13 protein-coding genes are annotated in these 13,029 nt (G+C 65.7%); 5 read left to right on the top strand and 8 right to left on the bottom strand.

The window, feature by feature from the left end; genetic code table 11:
* Positions 1 to 22: 22 nt before the first annotated feature.
* The gene (locus M9921_06180; GenBank protein MCO5296428.1) at positions 23 to 1,237 is read right to left on the bottom strand and encodes an acyltransferase; all 1,215 of its coding nucleotides are present in this window, start codon (positions 1,235 to 1,237) and stop codon (positions 23 to 25) included.
* A 157-nt stretch (positions 1,238 to 1,394) separates the two neighbouring features.
* Between M9921_06180 and M9921_06175 the strand changes: the two genes are divergently transcribed.
* From M9921_06175 to M9921_06155, 5 genes are all read left to right on the top strand, one after another.
* The gene (locus M9921_06175) at positions 1,395 to 1,931 is read left to right on the top strand and encodes a protease complex subunit PrcB family protein (protein ID MCO5296427.1); all 537 of its coding nucleotides are present in this window, start codon (positions 1,395 to 1,397) and stop codon (positions 1,929 to 1,931) included.
* A gap of 59 nt (positions 1,932 to 1,990) precedes the next feature.
* Entirely contained in the window at positions 1,991 to 3,301 is a 1,311-nt protein-coding gene (gene xylA, locus M9921_06170; GenBank protein MCO5296426.1) for a xylose isomerase, read from the top strand.
* A gap of 250 nt (positions 3,302 to 3,551) precedes the next feature.
* The gene (locus M9921_06165) at positions 3,552 to 4,352 is read left to right on the top strand and encodes a nitroreductase family protein (protein ID MCO5296425.1); all 801 of its coding nucleotides are present in this window, start codon (positions 3,552 to 3,554) and stop codon (positions 4,350 to 4,352) included.
* A 63-nt stretch (positions 4,353 to 4,415) separates the two neighbouring features.
* A complete protein-coding gene (locus tag M9921_06160; GenBank protein ID MCO5296424.1) occupies positions 4,416 to 4,745 on the top strand; it encodes a PadR family transcriptional regulator in 330 nt (109 codons plus the stop codon).
* Positions 4,738 to 5,721 carry a hypothetical protein gene (locus M9921_06155; protein ID MCO5296423.1) on the top strand — a complete coding sequence of 328 codons (984 nt, stop codon included), beginning with the start codon at positions 4,738 to 4,740 and terminating at the stop codon, positions 5,719 to 5,721. Before M9921_06160 ends, M9921_06155 begins: the two co-directional genes overlap by 8 nt.
* 230 nt (positions 5,722 to 5,951) lie before the next feature.
* Here the strand turns inward: M9921_06155 and M9921_06150 are convergent, their stop codons facing one another.
* The 7 genes from M9921_06150 to M9921_06120 are packed head-to-tail and all read right to left on the bottom strand — an operon-like array spanning position 5,952 to position 13,000.
* Positions 5,952 to 8,780, bottom strand: coding sequence for a hypothetical protein (locus M9921_06150; GenBank protein MCO5296422.1), 2,829 nt, complete (start codon positions 8,778 to 8,780; stop codon positions 5,952 to 5,954).
* Positions 8,770 to 9,357, bottom strand: coding sequence for a hypothetical protein (locus M9921_06145; protein ID MCO5296421.1), 588 nt, complete (start codon positions 9,355 to 9,357; stop codon positions 8,770 to 8,772). Before M9921_06145 ends, M9921_06150 begins: the two co-directional genes overlap by 11 nt.
* Positions 9,347 to 10,003: a type 4a pilus biogenesis protein PilO gene (locus tag M9921_06140; GenBank protein ID MCO5296420.1), complete on the bottom strand. Its 657-nt coding sequence runs from the start codon at positions 10,001 to 10,003 to the stop codon at positions 9,347 to 9,349. Before M9921_06140 ends, M9921_06145 begins: the two co-directional genes overlap by 11 nt.
* Positions 10,000 to 10,605, bottom strand: a complete 606-nt coding sequence (locus tag M9921_06135) for a PilN domain-containing protein (protein MCO5296419.1) — start codon at positions 10,603 to 10,605, stop codon at positions 10,000 to 10,002. Before M9921_06135 ends, M9921_06140 begins: the two co-directional genes overlap by 4 nt.
* Positions 10,606 to 10,621: 16 nt before the next feature.
* Positions 10,622 to 11,707: a type IV pilus assembly protein PilM gene (gene pilM, locus M9921_06130; GenBank protein MCO5296418.1), complete on the bottom strand. Its 1,086-nt coding sequence runs from the start codon at positions 11,705 to 11,707 to the stop codon at positions 10,622 to 10,624.
* On the bottom strand, positions 11,697 to 12,185 hold the full coding sequence (locus tag M9921_06125) for a helix-turn-helix domain-containing protein (GenBank protein ID MCO5296417.1): 489 nt from the start codon (positions 12,183 to 12,185) through the stop codon (positions 11,697 to 11,699). The genes pilM and M9921_06125 overlap by 11 nt, the downstream gene beginning before the upstream one ends.
* Positions 12,182 to 13,000: an AAA family ATPase gene (locus tag M9921_06120; protein ID MCO5296416.1), complete on the bottom strand. Its 819-nt coding sequence runs from the start codon at positions 12,998 to 13,000 to the stop codon at positions 12,182 to 12,184. The genes M9921_06125 and M9921_06120 overlap by 4 nt, the downstream gene beginning before the upstream one ends.
* Between the last annotated feature and the right edge of the window lie 29 nt (positions 13,001 to 13,029).

The raw sequence follows: 13,029 nt of genomic DNA, 5'->3' as shown, positions 1-13,029 counted from the left end.
CCACGAACCACGAACCGCAAGGTCACCGCAACGTGACTTCGCCCTTCGCCCCGATGGGCTCGGCCAGCGGATACGGAGTCTTTACCAGCGCGCCTGGGGCCCGTTCCGGGTCGCGAACCGCCTTGGCGCGCCGAGTGAGGAAGGGGCGTTCGAACACCCAGAAGAACGCCGCGCACCCGACCAGCACGATCGGCAGACCCAGCGCAAAGAGGTAGGCGAGTTCGCGCGCGGGGCCCACTGCCCACGCCGGGCGGTACACGTGCAGGATCTGGACGATCGGGTGGTGCATGAGGTAGAGGCTGTACGAGAAGATCCCGACCAACGCCAGCGGCCCCCAACCGAACACACGGGCAGGGAGGGAGCGGGGCGCCACGGTTCCCGTGTAGAGCCAGCAGGCAATGGCCGCGCCCATCAGCAGGTCCCGAGGCCACAGCTCCTTCGTCGACTGCAGCGCCACCAGCACTCCGACGGCGCACAGGACACCCAGCCAACCTGCGGTTCGGGGACGGACCCCTCGGCGAAGGTTTGGGCGAAACGCGAAGTGCGCGCCCACCATTCCGAACGCGAACAGCGGCAGGTACCACACATAGAGCTTCATCCACTCCGGGTGCCACCCGATCTGCCACCCCGCAACGCCCAGGGCGGCCACGAGGAGGCCCCATCGACCCAATCCCATCAGCAGCAGCACGAGGAGCGGGAACAGCACGTAGAGGTGCGCCTCGGTAGCGATACTCCACAGCACGCCGTTGATCTTGTACATCCACTCGGGACGCCAGTTGTGGACGAGGAAGACGTGGGCGAGCGTGTTCTCGCGGGTCACGGGAAGGTACTGCTGGAACGGCATGCCCGCCTGACTCTTCGTGACCGTATTGGCGACCACCAGCGAGAGCGCCAGGCACCCGTAGTAGGCGGGAAGAATCCGCTTGGCCCGCCGACCGAAGAACCGCCACACGCTGCGCAACGACCCGTCGCCCCGGTCGAACAGCGACATCTGCAGGCAGAACCCCGACACGACGATGAACGAGGCGACGGCGAGGTGGCCGTACCAGAACGGCGCCATGAAGGTCTGGATCCACTGGGGGGTATCGGTGCGCTGGTGCATCACGATGCGCGGATCGACCATGTTGCACAGGTGCCCCAGCACCACGTAAAGCGCGGCCGCGCCCCGCACGCCCTCGATGTAGGGGAGCGTTGTGCGCACCCGGGCGGGCGCGGTGGAAGAGTCGCTGCGGCGCACGCTCTATTATGCGGGGGTTGGCTCGGCACCGGAAAGCACGCCCGTCCAGCGGGCGTGGCACCCGGGCGCATGAGAGGGGCCCGCTGGGCGGGCGTGCTCCCAGGCTCCTGGGGCACTCTTGTGGACACCAAGGCCCGGACAGCACGTCCAAGTAAACATGAATGCGTTCTTGAAGGGCTTCTTTGGCGCCGCGGCGGCGATTCTCGTCGCGACCGTGGCGGCGCAGTTGGGCTACGGTTTCCAGACGGGGGTGAGGTACCGGACCTTCGATTCGGGCGTCCTCAGCGCCATCACGACGCCGCGCCAGCAGGTTCTTAACAACGAGGCGGAGTTCCAGACCTATTGGCGGCAACACACGGGTTCGGCGGCCAGTGCGCCGCGGGGAATCGAATGGGGCAAGGAGCTTCTGATCGCGATCCATCTGGGCAATCGCCCCACCGCCGGCTACCAGGTGTACGTCGAAGGCATCGACCGTCCCACGCCGAACGACCTCGTCGTCCGATTCGTGGAGAGCCAGCCCCCCAAGGGGATGGCCGCGGCTACGATGATCACCAGCCCATGGGTGTTGGTGCGCGTGGAGCGGGCGGGCGGCAACATCCGGTTCCAGAGCCGCGTGCAGCAAAGTTCCGTGATCGTCCTCGGCTCCTCCAAGCACACGAACTGCGGATGCACGTGCGGCTGCGGCTGCCGCTAGGAGTCGTTTGTTGTTGATCGTTGGTCGTTTGTCGGGGTGGACACCGCTAAAATGCGGGCATGCCTTTCTTTCCCGAACTGGTCGACCGCGTGCCCTTCGAGGGGCCTGACAGCAGGAACCCCCTAGCGTTCAAGCGCTACGACGCGACCCGGATCGTCGGCGGGCGCACGCTGGCGGAGCACCTTCGCTTCGCCGTCTGCTACTGGCACACGTTCAAGGGGCTGGGGCAGGACCCGTTCGGCGCGCCGACGATGGTGCGCCCTTGGAACGCCTCGTCCGATCCCATGCGGCGGGCGATGGACACGCTCGACGCGGCCTTCGAGTTCTTCGAGAAGCTGGGCGTCGGGCTCTGGTGCTTCCACGACTACGATCTCGCGCCCGAGGGTTCGACCTTCGACGAGGGCTGCGCCAACCTGGACGCCCTGACCAAGGCGGCCGAAAGGAAGCAGCATGAGACGGGCATCGCCCTTCTTTGGGGAACGGCCAATCTGTTCAGCCATCCGCGCTACCAGAACGGCGCGGCCACCAGCCCCGACCCGCACGTATTCGCTTATGCGGCGGCCCAGGTCAAGCACGCGATGGAGGCCACGCACCGCCTCGGCGGCCAAGGCTACGTGTTTTGGGGCGGCCGCGAGGGCTACGACACCCTGCTCAACACCGATCTCAAGCGCGAGCGCGAGCAGCTCGCCCGCTTCCTCGAGATGGCCGCCGACCACGCCAAAGCCATCGGGTTCCGAGGCACGTTGATGATCGAACCCAAACCGATGGAGCCGACCAAGCACCAGTACGACTCCGATGTCGAAGCGTGCCTCAACTTCCTGAGGGAGTTCGGCCTGTTCGGACGTTTCAAGCTCAACGTGGAGACCAATCACGCCACCCTCGCCGGCCACACGATCCAGCACGAGCTGCGCGTGGCCCGGCTCGCGGGCTCGCTGGCCTCCACCGACGCGAACGTCGGCGACACGCTGCTCGGGTGGGATACCGACCAGTTCCCGACCGACGTGGCCCTGGCCACCTACGTGATGTTCGAGATCTTGGAGATGGGCGGGTTCACCACGGGCGGGCTCAACTTCGACGCCAAGGTCCGGCGCGCATCGAGCGATCCGATGGACCTGTTCTACGCGCACATCGGGGCGATGGACGCGTTCGCCGCGGGACTCGAGGCCGCCCACGCGATCCGCGAGGATGGCCGCCTCGCGCGGTTTGTGGAGGAGCGCTACGCGCGCTGGAACGGGGCGTTCGGCGAGGGGGTGATGGACGGCAACGCGTCGCTTGAGGATTGCGAGGCGTACGTGAGGGAGCACGGCAACCCGGTACCCGTTTCGGGCCGGCAGGAGATGCTGGAGAACCTCATCGCCGAGTTCCTCTAGTCCATCGCCAAACTTCACAATTGGGGTACACGGCTCGGTCCCTTGGGAGTGCGCGAGCTTGCTCGTCGCCCTTCGCGCCGGCGACTTGTCGCCGGTTCCGCAATGGACTCGCGGCAAGCCGCTCGAAGGCAAGGCGACGAGCAAGCTCGCGCACTCCCACAGGCGCTCGCTTCCCTCCTCCACCCGAACATCGAATGCTGACGATGCACTGGAGTCTTCATCGGCACCCCGTTCCCACCACAATAAGAAAATGTTCGACGAGTCCTTCGATCACGCGTGGCGCCTTCGCTTCGGGTCCGAGCCTCCGGAGGCGGACGAGGCGCTCGCCCCGTTTGTTCGGCACCGCAGCGTGCGGGAGTACGCGGCGCGGGACGTGCCCGAATCGGTGGTGCGGGGACTCGTCGGCGCGGCGCAGAGCGCGGCGACGAGCAGCAACCTCCAGCTCTGGTCGCTGATTTCCATCCAAGAGCCCGAGCGCCGGGCCGCGATCGCCCGGCTGTGCGCGGACCAGAAGCAGGTGCACACGGCCCCGTGGTTCTTCGCGTTCCTCGTGGACCACCACCGGTTGCGCGGGGCGGCCCTCGCGGTGGGCCAGCAGCCCACGGGCCTCGACTACACCGAGTTCTTCGCGATGGCACTCGTGGACGCGTCGCTGGCGGCCGAGCGCATGGTGTGCGCCGCGGAGTCGCTCGGACTGGGAATCTGCTACATCGGCGCCCTGCGCAACGACCCGGAGGGCGTGCGCACCCTCCTCAACCTCCCCGAAGGCACGTTTGGCGCCTTCGGCCTCTGCCTCGGCTGGCCCGCCGAGGAGTCGACCGCCGCGATCAAGCCGCGGCTGCGCCAAGAGGACGTCTGGTTCCGAGAGACCTACGGCCAGCCCGACCCCGCGGAGTACGACGCACGGATGCGCGCGTTCTACGAATCGCAACAGATGAAAGGCGACGTGACCTGGCGCATGCGCTCGGGAAGGCGGGTGGACGACCACCACCTCACCGGCCGCGAGGTCCTCAAGGAGTGGCTGCTCGGCCAGGGGTTTGGGCGGCGGTAGCTTTCTGGTTTGTGGTTTGTGGTTTGTGGTTTGATATATAACAAACTGTGATACAATCAATTTATGAGATTCAAGCCTGATCTCGAATCGTTGGTGCTGGCGGCGCTCGGGGGCGGGGCGAAGCATGGGTACGACATTGCCAAGACCATTCGAGCTGCAGGCTCCAAGGCGCTGAAGGTTGGGGACGGCCAACTGTATCCAATCCTACACGCACTTGAGGAGCGCGGATGGGTGGCTTCCGAATGGCTTGAGCAGGAAGGGCGGCCGAACCGGAAGGTGTACTCCGTGACTCCCGAGGGCAAGAAGGAGCTTGGCAAGCGACGCCTGGAGTGGGCCGAGTTCTCCGCCTCCGTGATCGCCCTGCTCGGCGTCAAGGAGGTGCCTTGTGGCTGATCCCATCGAACAAGCCTTGGAGGAGTTACGCCAACGGCTCTCCCGGCTGGAGCCCAAAGCCCGCCAGGAACTTCTCGACGAGGCGGCCAACCACCTGGAAGACCTGAGGGCGGCGCACAGAGGGGATGCGGAGGCTGCTGTGAGGGAGTTCGGCGACCCGAGGACGCTGAGTATCCAGATGCTCAGAGCCTGTGGCCCCCGGCGCTCCCGCGCCTTGGCCGCCCTGACCTTCATAGCCCCCATGGTGTTGGTCGCGGGGATGGTTGCCAACGGATACCACGTGCCGTTCGAGTTCTCATGGTTTGTGCCCCCGTACCTTCTTGTCTTCGCAATCATTGCATGGAGGACTCGGAGGTTTGCGTGGCGCGAAATGGGCGCAGCCTCTCTTGCGGCGGGCCTGACAACCTGGGTTTTCCTCGCGTCTGCAACGATCGACCTGGGCGAAAAGGACGGCATGGGGCTCCTCTTCGCGCCGACAGCGGCGTCGGCCCTGGAGCGTCAACGAAACGTGATCGCCAACGGTACCTCGTGGTTGTCGAAGCTTGAACAAATGGAGCGAGCCTACGGCAGGGGCGATCCGAGGGCGTTGGCCTCCCTGACAACTTCCTCGGGCTATCTAGTTCCTTCCGAACCGAATGCACCAGACCCACTGGCGATGAAATCCTCGGACCTTCCCACCGTTCGAATCCAGGACCTCGAGGAAGCGAAGGAGCAGTGGCGGACACGCGGCAAGTTGATGCTGATCTCGACCCAGGTATCTACCCAAGCGGCCGAATCCTGGTCCACCGAATTCCCCGAGGCCCTGCCGACGCTAGCGGACCGATTCGGGCCTCAACTCGTGGGGTACTTGCCCACGGCCCTCCAGGTCGCAGCGCTCACTTTCGCACTGGGAGCCGGAATCCACTTGTTGATGCTCGCCCTGCGTCTCGTGGCAGAGGCCGCCTGGCGCAGACTCAGGCCCAGTGTTGCCATCTAGCCGTTGGCACTGAACTCGCGACAAACGAAACGACAAACCGCACCAGCCCCTCACCCCCCTGCCCGCTCTCCCCCAGACCCCCGGGAGCCCCCACCCAGTTCGCTACGCTCACTGCCTCCCCCTCGGAAGGGGGAGGGCGAGGGGGTTCCGGCAACCACAAACCACAAACCACAAACCACAAACCAAGAAGGGCCCCGGCTCGCATGCGAGCCGGGGCCCTTCGCCCCACGCTAGCCGCCGCTGCGGCGCTCGTCGGGGTTCGTCTTCTCCGAGTTGCGCGGATCGGCAGCGCCGCCGCGGTTGTTCTCGTTGACGATGCGCGCGGTGAGGAACATCACCACCTCGGTGCGCACCTTGCGGGTGTCCGACCGTCGGAACAGCATGCCCACGATGGGAAGGTCCTTCAGGATCGGGATGCCCGATACGATGCGTCGGTCCTCATCGTGGATGAGGCCGCCGAGGGCGATCGTCTCGCCGCTCTTGATGTTCACGGTGCTCTGCGCGATGCGCACGCTCGTCTGCGGCAGGTTGCCACCGCCGGGCACCGGCGTGAAGCTCGTCAGGCTGCTCACGACCGGACGCAGGTCCAGCGTGATGCTGTCCGAACCGCCGACGCGCGGGAACACGGCCAGGCGGACGCCGACGGGCACTTCGCCCGTGGTGACCGTCGTGCCGTTCTGGCTCGTCACGATGCTCTCGACGTAGCGAACCACGTCGCCGACGAAGATCTCGCTCTCACGCCCGTCGATCGCGAGCAGGTTCGGCCGCGCGATGAGGTTGTTCTTGTCCGAGATCTGGTCGAGCATCGCCGTGACGTCGGCCGATCCGCCGCCCGCGAAGCCGAGCGAGCCGCTGCTCACACCCGGGGTGGACGGCGTGCCGCCCAGACCCTGGTTGATGCGGAAGGACTTGACGGTCCCGCCGGTCATCAGGCTCCAGTCGATGCCGAGCTTGAGGGCGTCCTCTTTGCTCATCTCCATCACCCGCAGCTCCAGAGCGATCTGGCGCGGGGCGACGTCGACGACCGTGAGGTAGTCCTTCGCCCGGTCGAGCATCTCCGGCGTTCCGCTGAGGATCAGGCGCATGGGTTGCGTGACCTTCTCGTAGTCCGAGAAGGGCTGGCCCAGGCCCTCGGCCGCGTTCACCGAGCTGTCGCCCTTAACGCTGACCTCGGCCGCGTTGCCACCTGCGGCGGCTCCGTTGGACCCGCCGCTCTGATTGACGGTCTCGGTCCCCTGGTTCTTCGCGGCGCCTGCCTGGTAGACCCGCGGATTGCCCGCGGGGGCCGGGGCCACGGTGGCCCGGAGACCCGGCACCGCGGCGATGAGGCTCTCGCGAAGGCTTCGCGGATCGACGTACTTCACGTCGTAGTTCACGAACTCCGCCACGGTCTCGTCGCTGCTGTCGAGCTGCGCGAGGGTCTGCATCACGTGCGTCACCTCGTTCTCGCGGCCATAGAGCACGATCGTCTGTCCGCTCGAACTCGAGGAGGGAGTCGCCGAGATCTCGACGTTGCCGACCTTGTTCTTCTCGCCCGCCACCGCCTTCATGAGGTCGGTCGCCGAGCCGCCGCGGACCTGGTACGTGGCGCGGGCCATCGAGCTGGAGTTGGGGATGTTGATCCCCATCGCCTGGCACAGTTGCGTGTCGAGCCGAGTGACCAGGCTCTGAACCTGGGTCAAGCGCGTGCCGCTGCCGATGAGCACGACGTACGCGTCGACGGCATCGGTCGTGGTCTTGCTCTCCACGGTCGTGCTGTTGCCCTTGCCGGCCTGCTGCTCGGCGCCTGCGCCCTGCGCTTCGCCGACGGTGGCCTTCTTCTCGACCTTGGTCTCCTCCGAGGGAAGCACGATTTCGAACGTGCCCTCGGTCGTCTCGCTCGGAATCGAGCGGAGGATCGACGCTTTGATCTGTGTGCCCGCGCCGCTGTAGATCGGCACGACGCGCGTCTCGTAGGCCTCGTCGCCGCGCTTGGTGAGCGTGCGCATCGCTTCGGCGTACTTGCCCGCCGAGGTGACCATGTAGGTGTTGCCCACGCGGCCGTAGCGAAGGCCGGTCATCGTGGTGACGAAGTCGAGCGCCTCTTCGACGCTGACCCGATCGAGGGTGACGGTCAGCGCGCCTTTGACCTCGGGCGCGGTGACGATGTTGACGTTGGCCTGGAGGGCCAGGGCCTTGAGGATCTGAACGACCTCGGCATTGACGAAGTCGAGGCTGACCGTGCTGGTCTTGGGGCGTGCGGGAGCCTTGGGGTTCGCCGCGAGGTTGACCGCGGCCTTGACCGTCGGATCCACGCCGTTCAGCGCCAGATCGATGGCCGCGTTGGTCGTGGGGACCTTGGCGGGAGGCGTTGTCGTCTGGGCTCTCACCATGGCCTTGGTCGTCGAGACGGCCTTCGAGTCTTGGCCGTTCAGCGCGGAAAGAACCTCGTCAGCCGACCGCAAAGGAGGCACGACCGCATCGGGCGGGATCGCATCCTTGGAAGGAGGCGTCGTCTCAACCTTGGGCTGCGTCTTCCCGGCGGGATGCACGAGCGACGAGACGAGGTCCGACACCGACTGGATCGGAGGGACGACCGCGTCGGGCGGAATGGCGTCCGCCGGGGGCTTGGCCGCGCCCGAATCCCGACGGATCGGCGGCACGGTCGCACCCATGGGGATCGCGCCCCCCGTGCCCGACGGCACGTTCAGGTGGACGATCCAGCCCTTTTCGTTCTGCTCCAAGGCGGGCGTGTCATCCGCGCCGATCTGCAGCAGGACGCGCACTTTCGGGGGCCGCGCCGAGTACCACACGCAGCTCCAGTAGCTCAATCCGCCTTGCCCGATGTTCTTCCGCTGGGCGCGGCCCAGCAGTTTCGCATCGAACTCGAGAATGTACGATTTGTTGCCGTTGACCCGGATCTCTTTCGGTTTCGCGAGGTTGTCACCGAGGATCTGGACCTCGATGCCCTCGCCGACGGGTTGGGTCTCGACACCCGCCAACGTGCCCTGCGCGGCCGCGGTGGCCACGGCGAGCGCGAACACGGCACCGAGAATGATGCCTTTTCCTCTAGTTACCACTTGAGTTTCCTCCTAACGTAATCGAAATCTTCTCGCCCTTGTAGGACACGGTGACCTTGCCGTGCGAGATGGAGACAAGTCGTGCGTCGCCATCGATGGCGCCGCCTTCGCGAACGAGTTTCTGGTTGCCGGCGCCGTCCGCGAACAGGGCTGCGGGCCGGTCGCCGATCACGATGCCGGCGAGCGAGTAGGCGAACACGTCCTTCGGAGCCGGCGGCTCCACCGGTTGGATGCCGATGTCCGCGTTGGGGAGCTGCCCGATGCCCGTCAGGTCGATCGGATTCGAAACACCCGTCGGCCGCTTGGGCTCCGGCGTCGACGGAGGCGTGGGAGCCGGGTCCGCGAGGGTGGAGGCGATCTCCGCCGGCTCGAACGGGTCGCGCATCGCCAGCGGCGTTGCGACTTCCGCGTTCTTCGGACCCTCGTCGATCGGCGAGACCTTCGTCGCGTCGGACTTCTTCGCTTCCTTCGGGGGCTCGGCCGGGGCCGACGATCCCGAAGTCAGCTGAAACGTGCCGACGGCGAGAATGATCACGGCGAGCACGACCACGACGATCACCTTCTTCTTATCGTCCATCGGTCGGCACCTCCTTGGCGGCTTCATCCGCAACAGCCGGGGGCGTTGCCTGGGATGCGGCCTCGATCGGGTTGCGCGGCGGCGGGAAGACGAACGCCCGCAGGTGAACCTCGACCTCAAGCCGCGGGGCACCCACGCGCCCCACTTCGTTCTTCGGGGTCAGCGCCACGGTGCGCGCCTCGACGATCTTGGGGAACGCTTGGAGCGCGCTGACGAAGCGCAGGACGTTGGCGTACTCGCCGCGACCCTTGACCTCGATCTCGAGCTCCTGGTAGGGGCTCTTCTCCTTCTTCGCCTTCTCGTCCTTGGGGGACTTCTGAACAGCGACCGGACGCACGCCGAGCACTTCGATGCCCGTGCTGTTCCCGAGCTGCTCGAGCTCGTTCAACATCGTCGGCACGTACGCGAACTGGGGAACGCCCTGCTCGAGATGGCGCAGCTGGTCGAGGCATGCTTCCAACTTCTGGTTGGACTGCTCGACCTCCACTTGGATCTTGTCCTCGGGACGGGTGTCGACCCGAAGCTTCTCCACGACGTCGTTCTGGTCGGTAAACGCCGAGTACTGGTAGTACGAGGCGGCGCTGCCACCGACCAACGTGAGCACAGCGAGCCCCATATAGAGTCTGGGATTCGGCTTGGCCTTCATGCGGATTGCCCCTCCTTGCCTTCTTCGGCGACCTTCTTCTCTTTGGCGGTCCCGGCGATCTGAGAGCCGATATCGAACTCGATGCCGTGGCCGTCCTGGGTGACCTTCTCCTGCGTGAACTTGAGGTTCACGCTTTCGAGATCCGCGCAGTTCTGGAGTCGGAGCATGTATTCGCCCACGCGCTCCTGAGCCACGCTGAGCCCGACGAAGTCGATTTCCACCGGTTTGGTGGGATCGGTTTGCACGCACCGCATGCCGGTGAGCCACGTGTCGACCGGCGTGTTGACCGTCAGGTGGGAGAGAATGCGGTCCCACCGGCTGGTCATCGCCTGGGCGTCCTGCAGCGTCTTGAGCCGGGGTGCGTACTCCGAATACGCTCGTTGGTTCTCCTCGATCTGCTTGAGCAGCGGAGCGACCTTCTGGGCTTGCGCCTTCAGCCGTCCTTCTTCGCCGCGCAGCGACTCCGTGAGGAACAGGAGAAATCCGAAGGCGCCCGCCGAAGCGATGGCGGACCCCACGAACCCGAAGAAGTACAGCCGAGTCTGGCGCTCTACGCGCTTTTCGGCGAGCTTCTCCTCTTGGATGAGATTAATCAGTGGCATCGTGATTCCTCCGCGCTTACGCGGCTTTCTGGTGGGCCCTCATCGCGAGCCCCGTCGCGACCGTCAAGTCGAGTCCGTTCCCGTCGGAAACGCCCGCCGCAACGAAGCGCGGGTTCTCGAAAACGCCTGCGGAGACCGTCTCGAGCTGCAGCTTGTGTCCGATGTACTTCGCCAGGCCGTGAAGCTTGGCGCCTCCACCGGTCACCACCAGCGACGTCACCGGAGCGGCCACACCCGTCTCGGTCTGCTGCGACTGGTAGTAGTTGAGCGATCGCCGGACCTCGCGAACGAGATCGTCGAGGTGGGGTTGGAGCACCCGCAGGGGCGGATTCTCGGACGGCTGCCCCTCGACCGTCAGCTCCGACACGTCGAGCTGGGACTTGCCCGTCTCGGCGTCCGGATCGGACAGCTTGAAGTAGCTCTTCAGCGCCTCGGTCAGGGTCTGGCCCCCGTGCGGGATCGACCGCGTCATGCAGAACATCCCGTGGCTCACCACGCTCATGCTCGTGGTGGAGGAACCGATGTCGACGAGGGCGATCGTGTCCTCGCGCCACGTCTTGTTCGGGTCGGCCTCGACGATCGAGCGGTACGTGGCGAACGACTCGATGTCCACGACCTCCACCTCGAGATCCGCGGCCGCGCACGCCTTGATCCGGCTGGCCACGACGTCGCGGGGAGCCGCGACGACCATGACGTCCATCTGGTTCTCGTCGGCCATGCCGACGATCTCGAACTCGATGTGGCTCTCCTCGACCGAGCTCGGCACGTAGCGGCTGGCTTCGTACTTGATCGACTTGCGCAGGGTCGCTTCGGGCATGCGGGGGATGCGCACGGTGCGCACGACCACCGAAGCTCCCGACACGGCGATGTTCGCCCCGGTCGCGTTCAGTTGGTGCTCCTTCATGAGTTGCCGGATCGCGGCGCCCACGGCCTGGTCGTCGATCACGACGCCCTCGCGCACGGTTTCGGGGGGCGTGGGAACGCTTCCGAAACGTGACACGCGCCAGCCGTCCGCGGTCCGGTCGATCAACACGCCGTTGATGGTGTGGTGGCCGATATCCAGCCCCAGAACACTCTTCTTGCCAAACAGCTTAAGCGACATTTCGACTCTCCTTCGCTTCGCGATGGCGCTCGGCGATCCACTCTTCCAGGCTCGTCTTGGCGAAGCGCCAGCGGCCATCCACCTTGAATGCGGGGACCTTTCCCTTGCCGGCAAGATCCTCAAGGGTCGTGGCCGACACGCGCAGGAAGCTGGAAGCCTCGCGCAGCGTGAGGATCGGATGTTGCGTGGCCGCGACCGCTCGGAAGAAGCCCGTGAGCTGATCGGACGGCAGGAACACTTCGACCCGGACCATTCCGCCCGCAGGGGCTTGGGCCGGGATCGACGCTCCCACCTCGATGGCTTCGACCTCGGGGCTCTGCGGCTCCGCGGCGGCGTGTTCCGAGTCGGTCGGCGGTTCGAAGACCTGCGGCTCCCAATCGGGTTCGATGGTCGGCGCAGCGGCGAAGATCTCGGGTTGTTCCATAGGTTTGTTTCCCGCCACGGTGGCGGCTCGTCGGATCGCGTCTGCCAAGTTCATGCGGCTTCAACTCCCGTGTATTCCAGCGCAACGCTGTTCATCAGGAACCCATCGATCTGTTTGACCTTCTGGGCCATCCCCACCAGGAGCGCGTTGTCCGCGAGGTGGCTGATCACGCGGGGCGTGCCTTTCGAATGTTTGAAAATCTCGTAGAGGGCGTCGGGGGTGAACGGCGTGAGCTCGCCCGTGTAGCCGGCGACCCGCAGGCGGTGCAGGATCATCTCCCCCGTCTCGTTCACGTCGAGCGGGTGCAGCGTGTGCCGGACCGCCAGGCGCTGCTCGAGCGCCGGGACGCGCTGGATCTTCCCCCGCAGCTCGGGCTGACCCAGCAGCACGAGGCTGATCAGGAACTGGTCGTTCATCTGGCAGTTCAGCAGAAGCCGAAGCTCCTCGAGCGTGTTTCCGGAGCGGATCAGGTGCGCCTCGTCGATAATCACGACCACGCGCTGCCCGCGCTCGTAGCAGCCCAGAAGCGTCTTGTGCAGCTCCTGCACCAGCACCTGCCGGTTGCGGGACTGGGACTCGACATCGAGCTGGCTCAGAATCTCGCGAAGGATCTGGATCGGAGTCAGGATCGGGTTGACGATCAACACGACGCGGTTCTGGACCGGATCGATCAGCTCCAGGAGCTTGCGGCTGACCGTGGTCTTCCCCAGGCCGATCGCTCCCGCGAGCATCGCGGCGCCCTTGTTGCGGGTGATGGCGTAATGCAGCATCATCAACGAGTCCTCATGCCCGCGGCTCATATAGAGGAATCGAGGATCGGGCGTGAGGCTGAAGGGTGGTTCGGATAGGCCCCAATAGGGTTCGTACATGCGTCATATCTCCCGGCGGTCGGAGTGCT

This window comes from Fimbriimonadaceae bacterium (assembly GCA_023957775.1).
Classification (GTDB): Bacteria; Armatimonadota; Fimbriimonadia; order Fimbriimonadales; family Fimbriimonadaceae; genus JAMLGR01.
Note: the sequence above shows the minus strand (reverse complement) of the source record. Positions and strands in the feature narration are given on the sequence as shown.

Bases quoted from the DNA above. Each gene is read 5' to 3' on its own strand.
- pilM (MCO5296418.1), bottom strand. From the start codon at position 11,707: ATGTCGCTTAAGCTGTTTGGCAAGAAGAGTGTTCTGGGGCTGGATATC.
- M9921_06165 (MCO5296425.1), top strand. From the start codon at position 3,552: ATGTTCGACGAGTCCTTCGATCACGCGTGGCGCCTTCGCTTCGGGTCC.
- M9921_06125 (MCO5296417.1), bottom strand. From the start codon at position 12,185: ATGAACTTGGCAGACGCGATCCGACGAGCCGCCACCGTGGCGGGAAAC.
- xylA (MCO5296426.1), top strand. From the start codon at position 1,991: ATGCCTTTCTTTCCCGAACTGGTCGACCGCGTGCCCTTCGAGGGGCCT.
- M9921_06175 (MCO5296427.1), top strand. From the start codon at position 1,395: ATGAATGCGTTCTTGAAGGGCTTCTTTGGCGCCGCGGCGGCGATTCTC.
- M9921_06145 (MCO5296421.1), bottom strand. From the start codon at position 9,357: ATGGACGATAAGAAGAAGGTGATCGTCGTGGTCGTGCTCGCCGTGATC.
- M9921_06135 (MCO5296419.1), bottom strand. From the start codon at position 10,605: ATGCCACTGATTAATCTCATCCAAGAGGAGAAGCTCGCCGAAAAGCGC.
- M9921_06140 (MCO5296420.1), bottom strand. From the start codon at position 10,003: ATGAAGGCCAAGCCGAATCCCAGACTCTATATGGGGCTCGCTGTGCTC.
- M9921_06160 (MCO5296424.1), top strand. From the start codon at position 4,416: ATGAGATTCAAGCCTGATCTCGAATCGTTGGTGCTGGCGGCGCTCGGG.
- M9921_06120 (MCO5296416.1), bottom strand. From the start codon at position 13,000: ATGTACGAACCCTATTGGGGCCTATCCGAACCACCCTTCAGCCTCACG.